General features: G+C 66.7%; 13 protein-coding genes. 5 read left to right on the top strand and 8 right to left on the bottom strand.

The annotated features are described in order from the left end of the window. Positions 1-22: 22 nt before the first annotated feature. The gene (locus ACZ1H8_RS05570) at positions 23-2,626 is read right to left on the bottom strand and encodes a YadA family autotransporter adhesin (RefSeq protein WP_465180364.1); all 2,604 of its coding nucleotides are present in this window, start codon (positions 2,624-2,626) and stop codon (positions 23-25) included. Between the two features lie 321 nt (positions 2,627-2,947). Here ACZ1H8_RS05570 and ACZ1H8_RS05565 point away from each other — a divergent pair, with 321 nt between their 5' ends. Continuing rightward, positions 2,948-4,798: an ABC transporter ATP-binding protein gene (locus ACZ1H8_RS05565; RefSeq protein ID WP_465180363.1), complete on the top strand. Its 1,851-nt coding sequence runs from the start codon at positions 2,948-2,950 to the stop codon at positions 4,796-4,798. 27 nt (positions 4,799-4,825) lie between these two features. Here ACZ1H8_RS05565 and ACZ1H8_RS05560 read toward each other — a convergent pair whose 3' ends face one another. After that, a complete protein-coding gene (locus ACZ1H8_RS05560; protein WP_465180362.1) occupies positions 4,826-5,629 on the bottom strand; it encodes a DUF1206 domain-containing protein in 804 nt (267 codons plus the stop codon). A 745-nt stretch (positions 5,630-6,374) separates the two neighbouring features. Further along, entirely contained in the window at positions 6,375-6,815 is a 441-nt protein-coding gene (locus tag ACZ1H8_RS05555) for a hypothetical protein (RefSeq protein WP_465180361.1), read from the bottom strand. Between the two features lie 126 nt (positions 6,816-6,941). On the opposite strand from ACZ1H8_RS05555, the gene ACZ1H8_RS05550 reads away from it, so the two are divergent. Continuing rightward, complete coding sequence (locus ACZ1H8_RS05550) at positions 6,942-7,682, top strand: hypothetical protein (RefSeq protein WP_465180360.1); 741 nt, start codon at positions 6,942-6,944, stop codon at positions 7,680-7,682. Between the two features lie 316 nt (positions 7,683-7,998). Here the strand turns inward: ACZ1H8_RS05550 and ACZ1H8_RS05545 are convergent, their stop codons facing one another. Then, positions 7,999-10,116 (bottom strand): hypothetical protein, encoded by a 2,118-nt coding sequence (locus tag ACZ1H8_RS05545; protein ID WP_465180359.1) that lies wholly within the window; start codon positions 10,114-10,116, stop codon positions 7,999-8,001. A 447-nt stretch (positions 10,117-10,563) separates the two neighbouring features. Between ACZ1H8_RS05545 and ACZ1H8_RS05540 the strand changes: the two genes are divergently transcribed. Genes ACZ1H8_RS05540 through ACZ1H8_RS05530 form a run of 3 tightly spaced genes read left to right on the top strand, consistent with a single transcriptional unit; the run spans position 10,564 to position 12,369 of the window. After that, positions 10,564-11,304, top strand: coding sequence for a TIGR04255 family protein (locus ACZ1H8_RS05540; RefSeq protein WP_465180358.1), 741 nt, complete (start codon positions 10,564-10,566; stop codon positions 11,302-11,304). Positions 11,305-11,342: 38 nt separating this feature from the next. After that, a complete protein-coding gene (locus ACZ1H8_RS05535) occupies positions 11,343-11,915 on the top strand; it encodes a hypothetical protein (protein ID WP_465180357.1) in 573 nt (190 codons plus the stop codon). 28 nt (positions 11,916-11,943) lie between these two features. Then, complete coding sequence (locus tag ACZ1H8_RS05530; RefSeq protein ID WP_465180356.1) at positions 11,944-12,369, top strand: hypothetical protein; 426 nt, start codon at positions 11,944-11,946, stop codon at positions 12,367-12,369. 134 nt (positions 12,370-12,503) lie between these two features. Here the strand turns inward: ACZ1H8_RS05530 and ACZ1H8_RS05525 are convergent. From ACZ1H8_RS05525 to ACZ1H8_RS05510, 4 genes are all read right to left on the bottom strand, one after another. Then, positions 12,504-13,654 (bottom strand): IS3 family transposase gene (locus ACZ1H8_RS05525; RefSeq protein ID WP_465180355.1). Its coding sequence is split into 2 segments (ribosomal slippage): positions 12,504-13,402 and positions 13,402-13,654, totalling 1,152 coding nucleotides; the frame shifts between segments, so codons are not numbered across the junction. A gap of 289 nt (positions 13,655-13,943) precedes the next feature. Then, positions 13,944-14,636 (bottom strand): NnrU family protein, encoded by a 693-nt coding sequence (locus tag ACZ1H8_RS05520; protein WP_465180354.1) that lies wholly within the window; start codon positions 14,634-14,636, stop codon positions 13,944-13,946. Continuing rightward, positions 14,633-15,271 (bottom strand): TetR/AcrR family transcriptional regulator, encoded by a 639-nt coding sequence (locus ACZ1H8_RS05515; RefSeq protein WP_465180353.1) that lies wholly within the window; start codon positions 15,269-15,271, stop codon positions 14,633-14,635. Before ACZ1H8_RS05515 ends, ACZ1H8_RS05520 begins: the two co-directional genes overlap by 4 nt. A gap of 61 nt (positions 15,272-15,332) precedes the next feature. Beyond that, positions 15,333-15,944, bottom strand: a complete 612-nt coding sequence (locus tag ACZ1H8_RS05510; protein ID WP_465180352.1) for a hypothetical protein — start codon at positions 15,942-15,944, stop codon at positions 15,333-15,335. Positions 15,945-16,156: the final 212 nt, after the last annotated feature.

The following is a 16,156-nucleotide window of genomic DNA, read 5'->3' as shown; positions in this document are numbered from 1 at the left end:
CGCGCGGCCGGGGGAGGGGGCGTTACCAGCCGAAGGTCATGCCGACACGCCCGCCGGTCGATCCCTTGACGGTCGATCCGGCAAAGCCGCCGCTGACCCAGACATGCTCGCTCACCCGGGCGACGGCCGCGCCCGAAAAGCCCTGCTCGCCGCGATAGGTCGCCAGGTTGAACGAGATCGCGACGTTCATGTCACCGGGGATGGTGGTGCCGCCCAGCGCCATCGCCGCGGCGATGCCGCCATTGGCGCGGCGTGCGCCCAGGTCGATCCGCGATTCCGCCGCGGTCATGCGCGAGCCCAGGGTCGCCAGCTCGGTCACGTCGATCGTCGCGGTGGCGAGGTTGCCCGCGGCGTCGCTGGTCACCAGGCTCAGCGCACCCTGCTGCGCCGCCCGGCTTGCCGACGAGTTGATCCCCGCCATGGTATAGGTCGACGCGCCCGACCCCAGCGCGACCTGGTTGGCGCGCGTCGCCACCGCGCCCTGGCCGATCGCAACGCTGCCCGCCGCGCCGGCATTGGCGCCGTCGCCAAGCGCCACTGCCGAAGCGCCGTTTGCGGTGCTCTGGTTGCCCAGCGCCACCGCGCCCTGTCCGACCGCGCTGTTGTTGCGGCCCATCGCCACCGCGCCGGCGCCGGTCGCGACATTGGGATCGCCGATCGCCACTGCGCCATTGCCGGTGGCGACGTTGCCCGCGCCGATCGAGACTGCCTGGCCGCTCACCGCGCGCGCGCCGTTGCCGATCGCGACCGAGGATTCGCCGCCGGCCACCGAATTGCTGCCCACCGCGATCGAGTTCGCACCCGTCGCCTGCGGCCCCGGACCGGTCATGTTGCTGCGGAAATAGGCGCCATTGGCCGCGGCGGCATCCGCGGTCGCCTGGGCGGCGTCGGCAGTCGTCTGGGCGGTGGCTGCGTTGGCCAGCGCGGTGTTGGCGGTGCCCTGTGCGGCATTGGCGGCGGTCTGCGCGGTCGCCGCATTGGCGAGTGCGGTGTTCGCCGTGCCTTGCGCCGCATTGGCCGCGACCAGCGCCTGGTTGGCGGTCGCGCCGCCCGCGGTCGCCGCCGCCAGAGCGTTGTCGGCGGTGGTCTGCGCCGTCGCTGCATTGGCGAGCGCGGTGTTGGCGGTCGCTGCCACCGCGTTCAGCTGGGCGACGTTGACCGCGTCGGTCGCCTGCGTCCCCGCCGCGACATTGGTCACCTGCCGCTCGGCACCTGCCGCGCCGACCGACACGCTGTTCGCGCGGTCCGCCACCGAATTGGCGCCCAGCGCGACCGCATTGGTTGCCGCCGCGCCGACCTGGGCATTGCCGCCCAGCGCGACGCTGTCATCGGCCTGCGCCGCCGCGCCCGACCCGCCGGCAAAGGCGCGCGCGCCCGATGCGACGGTTGCGCTGCCCGCGCCCTGTCCGCCGATCGCAACCGACTGGACGCCGCTGGCGACCGAGTTGTTGCCCAGCGCGATCGCGCGCCCGCCCGACGCGGACGCCAGGAAGCCCAGCGACACGTCATATTGATTGGCGCTGGTCGCGGCGACGCCCAGCGAGACGCTGCCGAAGGCATTGGCGATCGCATTCTGGCCGATCGCGGTCGCCGCCTGGCTGGCGCGCGATCCCGATCCGATCGACGTCGCGTTGAAGGCGGTCGCCGCTGCGTTATAGCCGATCGCAACCGAGTCGAGGTCGGCGGTGCTGGCGTTGGCGCCTACCGCGATCGATCCGGTGCCGGCCGAGACGCTGGCCGATCCCACCGCCACGCTGTTCTGCCCGCTTGCGGTGGTCAGCGTCGCGACGCCGTTCATCTCGCCGCCCAGCGCCACCGCGCCGTCGCCGGTGCTGCTCGTGCCATAGCCCAGCGCGGTCGAGCCGTTGCCGACCGCCCGCGCGCTCGATCCCGCCGCCGTCGTATAGTCGCCCGTCGCCGCCGCCAGTAGGCCGAGCGCGGTGCCGTTGACCCCGGTCGCGTCGGCGCCGAAGCCCAGCGCGATCGACTGGCTGCCTGCGGTGGCGAGATAGCCCATCGCGATCGAGCCATAGTCCAGGCCGGAGGCGTCGCGGCCAAAGACGATGCTGTCGCCCGACAGCGAGCTGGCGCCGTCGCCGAACACCATCGAGAAATTGCCCTGCGCACTCGCCGCGCGGCCCATCGCGATCGACGAATCGCCGGAGGCGACGCTGGTCTGTCCGATCGCGATCGACTGGTCGCCAAAGGCCTGCGACACCAGGCCGAGCGACAGGCTTTCGACACCGACCGCGCGCGCGCCGAAGCCGATCGCGGTCGAGCTTGCGCCGGTCGCCTCGGTCACCGCGCCGATCGCGACCGAGGTGCTTGCGGTCGCATCCGCCGAATATCCGATCGCGACCGACCCGAAGACCGCGGTGTTGCCCGATCCGACGACGGTCGCCGCCTCGCCGATCGCGACGTTCGAATCGCCGTTCACGCTCGCATCGCCGCACACGGCATTGTCGTCCGATCCGGGGGCGAGCGTGCCGACGGGATTGTTGGCGGCATCGGTGCACTGGGCGTTCTGCGCCTGTGCCTGGCCGGTGGCGAGCATCAGCGCCAGCGTGCCCAGCGATACGGTTGCGAAGCCGCGCAGCGCGGCGCGGGTGGTACGAGTGACGGACATGACGAGTTCTCCTCTGGTTCGATTTTCACGTCGACGGTTCGGGAACTGGTCGGCTTGCGGGTTACGCGACGCGGCCCCGCCCGATGATGAATGCTGACCCCTTTTGGCCGCCATCCCCGTTGTCGATCTGGAGACGGGGGCTCGCGCCGGGACCGGACACGGCGCGCAGATTATTTTCGTCGCGCCCCCGATCGCGCAGGTACAGCGGGCCAAATCCCGCTCATTTCAACCCGCCTGCGAAACGATGCATCCATTTGCACTTTCATCGGTTCGCATCTGCTGCATCGCAGCATGACCCGTTCGGTGTTGGGAGCAGGTAGAGTGCGTTTTCTCGAAAGCCCGGTCCGGTTTCTGATCCATTATGTCGCCGCGCGGCCGCTGGGCTTCCTGCTGCTCGGCGTCATCGTCATCGCCGCCAGTGCCAGCGCGATCGGCGTCCAGTATGCGATGAAGCTGCTGGTCGACGCGATGACGCTCGCCGGCGGTCCGGTCCACGCCGTCTATGTCGCGCTCGGCCTGTTCATCTCCCTGGTCGTCGCCGAAAGCCTGTTGCAGCGCGGCGGCGCCTTCCTTCTCGGCCACATGACCGTCGTCTCGGGCATCCAGATCCGGCTCGACATGTTCGACTATCTGACCGGCCACCAGATGCCCTTCTTCCAGCAGCAGCGCGCCGGCTCGCTTGGCCACCGCATCGGCTCGCTCGCCGGCAATTTCGGCGCGCTGGTCCACCGGCTGCTCATGGAGGTCACCCCGCCGCTCGTCACCTTTGTCGGCGCGCTCGTCATCTTCATCGCCATCGATCAGCGCATGGCGGGAATCCTCGCCGCGATCTTCGTCATCGTCACCGCGATCCTTGCGCGCCACGGGCTGCGCGGCCATGTCCACCACCGCGCCTTTGCGCAAAAGGCGGGCGTGGTCGGCGGCGAACTGGTCGACCTGATCGGCAACATCTGGGTGCTCAAGGCCTTTGCCGGCCGCCAGCGCGAGCTCGACCGGCTGCGCGGCATCCTGAAGGACGAGGCGGTCGCCCAGCGCAAGGGCTGGTTCTTCGTCGAGCGCGTCCGCGGCCTCTACGACATCGCCATGGCGGTGATGGTCGCCGGCACGCTCGTCTGGGCGATCGGCCGCTGGTCGGCGCATGCGGTCACCACCGGCGACGTCGTCATCATCGTCACGCTCACCTTCCGCATGCTCCACGGCGCGCGCGACCTCGCCATGGCGCTGATCGATACCAGCCAGCAGTTCAGCTATCTCGAGGAGACGCTCGAGATCGTCGGCGTCCCCCACACGCTGACCGATGCGCCGGGCGCCCCCGCCTTCGTCCCCGGCCCCGGCACCGTCCGCTTCGACGCGGTCGCCTTCGGCTACGACCCGGCCCGCCCGATCCTCCACGACCTCAGCTTCGAGGTGCCGGCGGGCCAGAAGGTCGGCATCGTCGGCCCCTCGGGCGCGGGCAAGTCGTCGATCCTCCAGCTGGTCCAGCGCTTCTACGACCCCGATTCGGGCCGCATCCTCATCGACGGCCAGCCGACCGACGCCGTCACCCAGGAAAGCCTGAAACAGGCGATCGCGATGGTGCCGCAGGAGGTGTTGCTGTTCCACCGCAGCGTCATGGACAATATCCGCTTCGCCCGCCCCGATGCCAGCGACGAAGAGGTCCGCCGCGCGGCCGAGGCGGCGGGCTGTGCCGACTTCATCGCCGATCTTCCCGAGGGCTATGACAGCATCGTCGGCGAACGCGGCACCTCGCTGTCGGGCGGCCAGCGCCAGCGCATCGGCATCGCCCGCGCCTTCCTCAAGGATGCCCGCATCGTCCTGCTCGACGAGGCGACCTCGGCGCTCGACACCGAATCCGAACTCGCGGTCCAGGCGGGGCTCGAACGGCTGATGGTCGGTCGCACCGTGCTCGCGGTCGCCCACCGCCTCTCGACCATCGCCGAGTTCGACCGCGTCCTGGTGGTCGAACGCGGCCGCATCGTCGAGGATGGCGCGCCCCAGGCGCTGCTCGCGCGCGAGGATGGCGAGTTCCGCCGCCTCTGGCTGCTCCAGGCCCAGGGGTTGGAGCTCAGCGACATGCCCGAACCGCGCCTGCGCCTGATCGGCGGCAATGCGATGACCGGCCTCAACGACCGCGTCCAGGCCGCCTGGCGCCGCGCCTCCGGCAAGCGCTAGCGCCGAGCGCCGGGGCAGGGCAGGGGCTTACACCGGCAGCTTCACCCGGATCCGCCGATACCGCGCCTCGACAAAGCCGAACACGCCGAACAGCGCCAGCCCGATACCGATCGCCACCAGGATCGCGACCCCGCCCGGCTGGTCGCGCATCGCGCCCAGCGCGTCGGACACGCCGCCCGCCTCCGCTGCCCGCGCGCGCCATGCCGCCAGGAAGAAGAACAGGCTCATCACCGCGAACACCATCGCCCGCGCACCGTAACCGATCCGCCCGATCGTCTGGGCAAAGTCGGGCGCCGGCACGTCACCGCGCAGGTCCTCGGCAAAGCTGCCGGTCCACGCCTTCTTCGCCTGCAACCCCGATCCGACCAGCAACGCCACCGCCACCGCACCGACCAGCCACGGCCCGAACGGCTGCTCCAGCAGCCACGCGGTCCAGTCGCGCGCCGATTCATCCCCCGGCGAGGTCCCGTTCGACCGCCCGGGATGCAGCGCCAGCCCGACCGCGCTCGACGCCAGCAACAGATGCGTCACCGCGCTGACCCCGTGGCCCACGCGCTTCAGACCATCCTTCGCATCCATGCCGACCCGCGCGCCCGCCACCGCCTCGGTCGCGCGCCACAGCGCATATCCGATCAGCCCGGCCGCCACGACGCCCAGCACCACCGACGCCGCCGGCCCGCCGCCCAGCACCGTCAGCGCCCCCTGATTGTCCGCCGCATCGCCCCCCGAAAACGCCGTCTGCACCGCCAGCCACCCGACCAGCACATAGACCAGTCCGCGACACGCAAAGCCCAGCCGCGCCAGCACCGTGGCAGTCCCATCGCTCAACATCGATTCGCGCTCCCTGTGAACAGCGCCAACCCCCGTCCCCGCCGACCGTTCCCCAGAACCGCCAGCCCGAGACCGAGGCCAACCCCTAAGGATCGCAAAACCAAATCCCCCTCCCGCTCGCGGGAGGGGCCAGGGGAGGGCCTGTCCCCCAAAGCAAAGCCAACGAAACAACCACCCCAACCAACCCAAAAAAATCCTCTCCCGGCGGGAGAGGGAGACCGCAAAGCGGTGGAGAGGGGGTACCCCCCAAGCAAAGGCCCAAAAGCCAGCACGCGCCATCCCCCCCAAACGCAACCAAATCCCCCTCCCGCTTTGCGGGAGGGGCTAGGGGAGGGCCTGTCCCCCAAAGCAAACCCAACGAAACAACCACCCAACCAACCCCAAAAATCCTCTCCCGGACGGAGAGGGGGACCGCAAAGCGGTGGAGAGGGGGTATCCCCAGGCGAACGCCGGGAGACGGCCCACCGCGCGCGCTGGATTCCCCTCCCTGAAAAAGCAGGCAATCGCACCTGGATCTTGCGAGCGCGTCTATCGGCAATCTCCGTGTTCCGGCGAAGGCCGGAACCCAGTTGGAACGCCTCTTGAGTTCCGCGAAGCCTCGTATCCACCGTAGCTGGGCTCCGGCCTTCGCCGGAGCACAGAGCTGGTTTGCCCCAAATGCGATTCCCATCCCCGGTGATGGGCCAGGGGTGGGTCGGCCGCGGCTCCAGCCCGACCCTCAACGCACGCGAAACCCCCAACCCACTCACCGAGCCACGATAAACTCCACCCGCGTTTCCGACGGCAACCCGATCGGATGGAAATAGGCCTTCGCCTCGACCCCGATCTTCCCGTCGCGCGTCACCACCTCCAGCGAACACCCGTCCTCCGGCGAGTTCTGCGGCGCCAACCGATCCCCCAGCTTCGCCTCAACCCCCGCCTCGTCCGGCCGCGCTGGATCAACCGGCGCATCGCCCGGCCGGAACAAGCCGGTCGGCGTAGAGACGAACCCCGGCCCGCCCTTGCGCGAGAAATAGATCCGCACCCCGCCCTCGATCGCAACCACATCGCGGACCCAGCAGATGCCGCCCGCGGGCGAGGGTGCGAGCGGCGCAAGGGGAGCGGGCAGGGCAGCCGCAAGAAGGGCGAGTGCGATCATGGTGCGGGCTCCGACAGCAATCAGGACAGAACCGTCGAACGCCATCATGCACCGCGCGCGCCCTGTGTCGACCCGGCTGTCGCGGCCCGCCGATGCGCCATCTGCGGACCCTCTGCCGCGGCCGGACCGAAAGCGCTTCGCGAACGGGCATCCGTTGCGCCATGCTGGCCCTCGATGAACAGCCGCATCCCGCCATCCGGTCCCGCCGGCCGCCCCGATCGCCCGGTCCCGTCCAGGCGCGCGCGCAACTGGCGGCAATGGCTGGTCCTTGGCGGGATCGGGCTGGCGTCATGGATCATCCTGTTCGCCGCATGGATCGGCGTGGCCTTCCTGCGCAATTCGACCGATCGGGATGCCGACGCGGTCGCGCTCAACCTCGTCCTGACCTGCTTCATCGCCACCATCGGCCTGATCGCAATGCACCGCGGACTCTATCGCCGGTTCCTGCAGGCCGATCGCAGGCGCGCCGCCGGCACGGTGCCGCCGGGTGATCCCGGCCCGGCCGTCGGATCGGAGCCGGTCGCCCCGCCGCCCCGCATCGACTGGCCCTGGACGCTGCGGCTCCGTCACGCGGTTCTGTACCTCGTCGGTATCCTCACCCTGCTCTACGCCTTCGCGCCCTATGAGAATCAGCTGGCGATCCTGCGGTTCGTGACCGCGCACAGCGCCGGCCGCTCCTCCGCGGGGAGCCTCGGCGCGCTGCTGTTCGGCTATCTGCCGATGGTCGCGCTCGTCATGCTGGCAATGCTCCTGACCTGGCGCCAGATGCGGCGACGCGATGCGGGCCTGCTCGGGCCGGGCGAGACGCTGCTCCTCGAAGCGGAAACGTCATGGCTGTTCTCCTTCGCCGCCGCGTTCGCGACGGCGGTGTTCCTCTGCCGCTGGGCCGGGAGCATGATCGTGGCCTATCTTTGAATTGCGCCTGCGCGACGCTCTCCTGCCGGAGCAGACCGCGCAGGAGGCGGCTGTCGGCAAAACGGATGGAGCAGGTGAAGCCCGTCGATCCGCCGCGTGACGGCCGGGCCTTCGTCCGAAACGCGCCGTTGGAGGCAGTAAGTGCCGCTGCGTCCGATGCTGGCCGCGGGCGGGAGTGCGAGCGCGCCGAGGGGGCGGACAGGGCGGCGGCGAGAAGCGTGAGGGCCATCATGGTGCGAACTCCGCCAGGCTGACACATAAGGCCGGATGTCAGCGCACGATGTTATCGGCGCAGCGATGCAATCGGCTCAGCAGCTCAATCCTCATAGCCGAACTCGCGCAGGATTCGGTCCATATCCTCCCGCCCGAGCACCAGATCGGCACTGTCCCTGTCCGATCGGATGCCGCGTGCCGCGACATGAGCGGCGGCCAGGTCCATCAGCGTGGGCATCCGCTCCGCGGCAGTCAGCGCAGCGTGCAGCAGAACCTGCTGTTTGCCGATCTGACCCGCCACGGCCTGGAAGCCGCCACCGCCGGTGGCTAGATCAGCAAAGATCACTTCGCGCGTTTTCAGGTCGAAGATCAGCGGCACCGCCGAACGGCCCGGCAGGTCCAGGTCGAACCGGTGCCGAACGGTGGAAGGTTCGTATAGTTCGCCCGAGCCGACGTCCGCGCGCTCCATGAAGCCGGCAAAGCAGGGGAAGGCGCTGAACGGCTGCGCCGTGAACGAGATGACCGACGCCGCGACGTAACGGACGCCAAGCGTGCGCAGGATCGGCACCTTGAAGTCGATATACTCGGACGCGCCGTGGGGTGCTGACTGGACGTCTCCCGAATGCAGGCAGCCATAATGGGCCAGATTGGTGAACGCGACATGGCCCAGGCTGCCCAGTGCGTCGTCCCACACGGTGATCGACAGATCGACGTCGATCTCGCCAGTCCAGTGGACGAACAAGCGAATTACGTCGCCGGAAAAGGGCGTGCGCCCGCCCTTCGGCATGAAAGTCGAGGTCGTCGAATCCCCGCGCCGGTTATAGGGGGCGGGCAGCGTCGCCAGTTCCGGCAGCAGGTGCACCCGACCGATCGGCGGCAACCGGCGCAGGCGACGGTCGATTTCAGAGGTGATGGCAGCGCGCGCGGCGGAAAGGTCGTCCGCATGGATCGGGTCGAGCCGATTGGGTACGAAGTGTATCTTGTTGCTCATCCCTTTCGGGCGAAACACGCGATACTGGGCGCGGTCGCGGTATCGAAGATGGGCGTCCAGCTCGAACAGGAGCTTGGTCGTCGCCTGGGCCAGCATCTCCGGCAGCGCTTCCAGGATCGGCGCGCGATCATTGGCCAGGCGCAACATCAGGTCGACGCGGCGCAGGAATTCGCCGGGACGCGCGGCAAGTATCCTGACCGTGCCAGTGTCGATCCGCCGCGCCCGGATCGCTGCTTCGACAGATCGATTGAAGGTCGGCACCGACTTTGGTGCGTTGCGCAGCGTTTCAAGCGCCTCGGCTGCACGCGGAGCTGCGCGCCGGTTGCGCGGATGGTTCGGGCGCAACTGCTCGCCCAGCCGTAACCACGGCTCGCGATGGCGCATCATGTCCTCCAGCGGCGCGTCGACCCGGTCGAGCAGCCGCAGCAGCATTCGGCGCGTGCCCGTGCTCAGCCGAAAGCGGGGCGGCGTGGCGAGCGAGAGGTCGGCGTCCGGCGCCGACAGCCCCGCTGCGACGCGCAGTACGTCCGTTGCGGTGCGGACATGGTGCAGCGCCTGCTCGGCGGGCAGCAGTTCGACGATTAGCGGTATCGTCTCGCGGAACGGTGCCTCGGGCGCGCGCAGCATATCCCGGTCGACCGTGCGGATCAGGCGCCGCTCGTCCAGCGACAGCGAAGAGGGGCGGGCGAGCAACCCGTTGGCGACCTCTGCCAATGCCGCGGCGTCCAGAAAGCTGAGCGACTTGAGCGGCGCGACCTTTGTTACCGGCGAGGAAGACTCGCGTCCCAGCGCCAGCCCCGGATGCAGCGTGCCGCACAATGGGCAGCCTTGGATGCCGGCAAGCGCAAGTTCGTCGCGCGAAACCACATGGCCACAGGGCAGCATTTCAGAGTGCGCATCCGTGGGATTGAACAGCGTCCGGATGAAGCTGCGCGATCGGGCGACGAGCCGGGTCATATCGTCGGGCACGCGATGCGGGAAATTCGCATAGAGCGGAGTATCCGGCGCATCGGCCCCGGCAACCTCTCGCAGCGCTCCGAGTAATTCAGCCGAAACTTCCTCAAGCCGCTGTGGCGACAGGCTGTCGATGGCCGACGACAATGCTTCATCAGCGACATAGCCCAACCGGCGCATCTCGCGCTCCAGCGCTTCCTTGCCTACGCCCCTGGGCACGGCCGCCGGACCACGCTCGAACGAAACGGCCGAGAGGAGCCGGATTGCCTCAATCATTTCTCGATCCCCCGGGCGACGGTTCAGCGCGGAGCCGAACGATGCGACTGAAGCGCCTGTTGAAGTCCTGAGCGAGGTTCAGGAGTACGCGGGACAAATCCGACAGCTATTTCCGAATGATAGAAGGAAGCGCATCGATACGTCCCGCGTAGGTGTCAGATAGCGTGCTCGAACTTGGCGGGCAACATGCGCAAAGTTACTCTGTTGCCCACCGATCCCCCAGCTTCGCCCTACCCCCGCCTCGTACCGCCGCACCGGATCGACCGGCGCATCGCCCGGCCGGAAAAGGCCGGTCGGCGTAAAGACCGACCCCGGCCCGCCCGTGCGCGAGAAAGAGATCCGCTGGCAACTCTCACGAATTGCATCCATTTGCAGCTTATCACGCGAACTCGCGCGTTCGAAACCTTGGCGATTGCAGCGGACGGAACCGCAAGGTAGGAGTGTTTTATGGCGGATCAACCGAGCGCGCAGCCCTATAAGTCGCCGCCCATTGTCGAGGCTGCGATCGAGGTCCGTCTTACAAAACCGCTAAACGACGCCCGCCTGCAGAAGGCGCGGGACTTCCTCAGTAACAGATATCGGAATTTAAATTCGGAGCCGTTGCTTGAGGGTAAGCTCGACTTCAAGAATCAAACGGCCACATTCGAGCAAGTTGGAATGCGACATACTCTGTCGAGTGCAGACGAGACGGATCGTTGTGTTTTGTCGTCGTCTTCGCTCCAGTGGTCGCGCCTGGCACCATACACAGGATGGGACGAATTTGCCGGGCGCTTTGAATCTGAAATACGCACAGTGTTTAAGGCTGCTGGCAATATGTCGATCAGCCGTTTGGGAATGCGCTATATCAATCGCATCGACGTAAAGTTGGTCGATGGAATTGCTCATTATGAGGAATTTCTGAATTTTAAGATCGAACACGGCGATCTGCTCGAGCCGACCAACGGCTTTCAATGGGTCGTGGTCAAGCACTTTCCGGACAGAGCCTTAAAAGCGAATGTGCAGTCTGCGGTAGTCGAGCCAGAGCTGGTGGATGCTGCGTCGTTCATATTCGACATAGATGTTTTTGCAGATGTTGAAGTTCCTCAGGTGCCCGACGATATACATCACAAATTGATCACTATGCGCGAGCTGAAGAACGCTATATTCGAGGCGGGAATCACTCAGCGCGCGAGAGAAAAATATCTCTAATGCAAATGCTGCCTGTTCAACGGTTCGCTCGTAGCGCAATGTCAGGGGCTGACAAGGTGCGACCAATCCAAATAGAAAAGACCAGTGTCTATGCCGGTGTCTGCGCCGCGCCGAGATCGCAGGCGTTTTTTACTGCGACCGCGCCGTTGGCTGTGGTGCAACCGGCTACAGCCGACGGCGTAACCGAGCAACTATTTATAGCTTTGGCGGAAGCCAAAATATGGACGTCGCATGTTGCGATGCACTTACCAAAACTTACTCGGGATCGATTATTTCGCCAACTCGACGTTCTCCACGACGCCGATGAATGGGAAGACTCTGGTAAGCCAATCGTGCTACAGTCGTATCAATCGCTGGTGCGCGGAATTCTCCACCACGAGATTAACAGCCGTCCGGCACTGTCACTGATGCCGAGCGGCAATATCCTTGCCCTGTGGCAGCAAGGTGACGACAAACTCACCGTTGAATTCCTGCCGGGAAATCGCGCGCGATGGTTTGTGCAGTTCGCTTCTCCAGATGGTCCAGAGCGCGCGACCGGTACGGCTCCGTTGGAAAGATTGCGCGCTGTTCTTGAGCCCTACGGTGCAGGACGGTGGTTCGATGGTAGCTAGGCGGCCGTTACCTGACGATCATCACGTTATGCGTTACGTGCCTCAGTCCAAGCAGTTCATCGACGACGAAGGGCGGAGCTTGGGCCCGGCGCCTGGCGCTTTCGCGATGCGCCCCGACGATCAGGGTGGCCTGTCCGTCACAGAGATCGAGCATTTTGGTGAGATGGGGGCTCTGTCTCGCGTCGCTGCAGCGGTGGCCTATCGGGCGAGCCTGCCCTCACGACAGCTGAAGGCAAGCGCAATTTTCGCTTGGGCGCAAATCGAGGATATCCGGGCTGCAGGCGCCAGTTACAATAATCCTGTGCGGGTGGTGCATGATCCGGTTGAAGGGAATCCTGGGCATGCCGAGATACGCCATTTCAGCGATGATGACCTCGATTTGCTCGACTTCCTTGCGACCAACGTCTTTCAGCAATATGAACAAGTTAATACGATGAGTTTGCCACCTGTTTAGATGCTGATCGTGCTGTTGCCTTCGCTCTCGCCTGTAAAGTGCCTAACCGGCTTGCATCGCTGAGTAACGATAGGGCACGTTTCCGGCTTTGATTTGTTGCAAATCTAGTGACGTGCGCCCCTGATTGTTACCATTCAGAGGTAGAGCCTGGCTCCTTCATGATGGTTGTTTGAGGGGATGGCAACGTGTCCGGGGGCATGCCCCCGGACACGTTCGCCGGCGATCTCGGCAGGGGTCTTCCCGCCCAGTTTCGAGTGGGGCCGCACGTGGTTGTAGTCATGGCGCCAGGCGTCGAGCACGAAGCGGGCGTGCGCCAGCGACGTGAACAGCGTCTCGTTGAGGCATTCGTCCCGCAAGCGCCCGTTGAAGCTCTCCACGAAGCCGTTCTGCATCGGCTTGCCCGGCGCGATGTAGTGCCACTCGACGCGCCGATCCTGCGACCAGCGCAGGATGGCCGACGAGGTCAGCTCGGTGCCGTTGTCGCTCACCACCGTATGCGGCTTGCCGCGCAGTCCGATCAGCCGTGTCAGCTCGCGCGCGACCCGCATGCCCGACAGCGACGTGTCGGCCACCAGCGCGAGGCATTCCCGCGTGTAATCGTCGACCACGCACAGGATGCGGAAGCGACGACTGCACGTCAGCGTGTCGGAGACGAAGTCCAGCGACCAGCGCTGGTTCGGCCCGTCCGGCAACAGCATCGGCGCCCGCGTGCCCAAGGCCCGCTTGCGGCCGCCGCGACGGCGCACGCGCAAGTTCTCCTCGCGGTAGATGCGCCGCAGCTTCTTGTGGTTGGGCGTCATGCCCTCACGCGCCAGAAGATAGCCGAGGCGACGATAGCCGAACCGGCGGCGTTCCGCCGCCAGCTCACGCAACCGCGCCCGCAAGGCCGCATCATCACCCCGGGTCGGCTGATACCGGATCACCCGCCGGCTCACGCCGACCAGACTGCACGCCCGACGCTCGCTCAAGCCGTGATGTTCACGAGCATGGGCGACCGCTTCCCGCTTCGCGCCGGGCGTCACCATTTTTTTGACGCCAGATCCTTCAACACGACATTGTCGAGCATCGCCTCGGCCAGCAGCTTCTTCAGCCGAGCGTTCTCCTCCTCGAGCGCGCGTAGCCGCCGAGCCTCGGACACTTCCAGACCGCCGTACTTGGCTTTCCACTTGTAGAACGTCGCCGAGCTGACCCCGTGGCGCCGGCACACGTCCGCCGTCGCCATGCCAGCCTCCTGCTCCTTCAAAATCGCGATGATCTGCTCTTCGCTGAACCTGCTGCGCTTCATTCCGTCCGACTCCTTCGAGGCGGACTCTACCCAAAATCGGTCACATTCCAGGGGCGCACGTCACTAGCGATTTGCGGGCGAGGTCCCGACACCGAGTGTAGCCGATGTCTTCAACATTTGCCCAAACTTCTCGTTGTTGCGAAATGCTGACGTCCCCGCTTGAACAAGTGTAATCGGCGCGAAAGCAAGCGGTCTTCCGATCGTGGTCCGAATTTGGGCCCAGCCTGCGGTGCGTGTGGGATAAGATCGGCGACTGAGTTGAGACGCAAGACCGCTCGCTTCCCCGGTCTCACCCCACCCACCGCCAAACCCCCGCAGCCCACCCGGCCAGCGGGATATGCGCCCAGGTCGCCGCCAGCCATAGCACCACGCCGCCGCCGATCGCATGCATGCCGAACCCGCCGAACCGCGCCCGCCCGGCCAGGATCGCGGCGAAGGGGAGGTAGCTGGTCCGCGCTTCCCAGGCCGGCCAGGCCTGCGGCGCCGCCGCTGCCTTCTTGCGGTCCTGCAACGCCGCCCCGACCAGCGCGAGCACGATGATCCCGCCCGACAGGATCAGGTTCTTCGCGATCGGATAGACCAGGATATGCGCCACGCCCCACAGCGCGAACGCCCACATCATCGGGTGGCGGGTGACGGCATAGACGCCCTTCGCCTCGGCGGTCGCCGCCTGGTCCTCGGCACCGGGCAGCGCCGGATTGCGCACCAGCGACCCCAGCATCAGGATCGACGCCACCAGCATCACCGCCGTCGCCACCGCCCACAGCCCGTCGCCCACCGCCCATAAGGGCGCGGTCACCCCGGCCGCGCGATAGGCCCACACCGTCGCGCCCAGGGTCGCGAACGCGACCAGCGAATAGATGCCCAGAAACGCCTTCTCCCCGACCGCGTTCGCGATCGGCCGGCGCAGCGGGTGCGACAACAGGAAATGGGTGCCCACGAATGCGGCGACGCCGCCCGCAACTGCCGCCAGCCCGCTCATGCGCCGCGCTCCTCTGCCCGAATGCCGTCCCCGTTCCCGTCCACGCGCCCGACCCCGTCCGCATCCGGCGCCGGTCCCGCCGATGCCGCGATGATCTCGGCGAACTGCCGCGCCCGCGCCGCGCGCCGCTCGGCGGGCTCGATCCCCGCCTCGTTGGTCAGCGTGGCATAGCCATGCACGATCGACCATGCCGCCAGGCTGACGTCCGCCACCCGCGCCGCCGGGCAGATACCGGCCACCACCTGCGTCAGCGCGCCCAGCGCATCCTCGGCCGCCGCCGCGGCGTCCGGATGCCGCGTCACATCGACCAGCTCGCGCGCGAACATCAACCGGAACAGGGCAGGGCGCGCCTGGGCGAAGGCGATATAGGCCTCGCCCGCCGCCGCCAGCGCCGCCACGCCCGCGCGCCATCCGGCCGCCGCGCGCACCGAAGCCGCCAGCCGCTCGAACCCCTGCGCCGCCAGAACCGCCAGCATCGCCTCCTTGTCGGCGAAATGATTATAGGGCGCCTGCCGTGACAGCCCGGCCCGCTCCGCCACCCCGCGCAGCGACAGCCCCGCCGCGCCGACCTCCTCCAGCCATTCCCCCGCCGCCGCGATCAGCACCGCGCGCGCGTCCCCATGATGATAGGCCATCGCACCGACTCCAATGTTGACGGTGTCAATATCGGGCTATGTTGACGCCGTCAACATTGGCTTAGTCGGTGCCGTCAACTGCCCACCAGATGAGGTAGGGCTCAATATGAATGTCGCCTTCTTCGCCGACGATTTCGCACGCCGCATCCATGACGAAAGAATCCTGCCACGCCCTCTGCACACCAAAGCGCGCATAGGGTCCGCGAACGTCGCCCAATGCGTCGTTATGTTCACGAACCAGGCGCAGGTAGCGCGGGACTTCGGGATAGGTTGACCGGATATAGTCCACCGCCGCCTCAACCTGTTTCCTGGTCAGCTTGGGTTGGTCGTTCAATAGTTTCGGGCCCGTGTAGCGATAGCGGCGCAAGGGTGTCGCCTCCCATCGCCACTCTGCACGCTCGCGCTCGGTCAGCGGCGGCATCAGCATATCAAGCCGCATCCGGTCGCGCAGTGCGAGGACGAGTTCGCGTTCCTCCTCATCGCTCGCCGGTTTGGGCATGCCGCGCATGGCGCCGAGAAAGTCATTGTCGAGGCTGGCGTGTATGCCTTCCTTCAGTTCGGCAATGTCGAAGCCGTGCTTTTCCGCATGCTTCAGCATCTGCCAGTAGCTTCCTTCAAAGCTTGTGTAGTCGAGCCTTCGAATGATTTTCTCGAATTGAATACAGGACAGCATTTGGCGGGTCTCCCTCGCCCCCACAGTGGCGCGCAAAGGGTTAAGCGCGGCTCAAGGCGAGGGCGCCCAGCTGCTGTCTCGCGACGGAACGCCGGGCTTGGGCAAAAGCTAAGATAGATCAGTTTTTGTGTTCCAATCGCATTGACCCGCGCCGCCCCCGCCGCTATCCGGCCGGCGTCATTCGGGGAGTAGCCCGCCGCCCGCAACCGGGC

The organism is Sphingomonas sp. BL-S-25 (assembly GCF_055521555.1).
This window is presented reverse-complemented; position numbering and strand designations above follow the sequence as displayed.

Coding starts and splice junctions, on each gene's coding strand:
- ACZ1H8_RS05530 (WP_465180356.1), top strand. CDS start 11,944: ATGCGTTACGTGCCTCAGTCCAAGCAGTTCATCGACGACGAAGGGCGG.
- ACZ1H8_RS05555 (WP_465180361.1), bottom strand. CDS start 6,815: ATGATGGCGTTCGACGGTTCTGTCCTGATTGCTGTCGGAGCCCGCACC.
- ACZ1H8_RS05570 (WP_465180364.1), bottom strand. CDS start 2,626: ATGTCCGTCACTCGTACCACCCGCGCCGCGCTGCGCGGCTTCGCAACC.
- ACZ1H8_RS05520 (WP_465180354.1), bottom strand. CDS start 14,636: ATGAGCGGGCTGGCGGCAGTTGCGGGCGGCGTCGCCGCATTCGTGGGC.
- ACZ1H8_RS05535 (WP_465180357.1), top strand. CDS start 11,343: ATGTCAGGGGCTGACAAGGTGCGACCAATCCAAATAGAAAAGACCAGT.
- ACZ1H8_RS05540 (WP_465180358.1), top strand. CDS start 10,564: ATGGCGGATCAACCGAGCGCGCAGCCCTATAAGTCGCCGCCCATTGTC.
- ACZ1H8_RS05545 (WP_465180359.1), bottom strand. CDS start 10,116: ATGATTGAGGCAATCCGGCTCCTCTCGGCCGTTTCGTTCGAGCGTGGT.
- ACZ1H8_RS05550 (WP_465180360.1), top strand. CDS start 6,942: ATGAACAGCCGCATCCCGCCATCCGGTCCCGCCGGCCGCCCCGATCGC.
- ACZ1H8_RS05510 (WP_465180352.1), bottom strand. CDS start 15,944: ATGCTGTCCTGTATTCAATTCGAGAAAATCATTCGAAGGCTCGACTAC.
- ACZ1H8_RS05560 (WP_465180362.1), bottom strand. CDS start 5,629: ATGTTGAGCGATGGGACTGCCACGGTGCTGGCGCGGCTGGGCTTTGCG.
- ACZ1H8_RS05515 (WP_465180353.1), bottom strand. CDS start 15,271: ATGGCCTATCATCATGGGGACGCGCGCGCGGTGCTGATCGCGGCGGCG.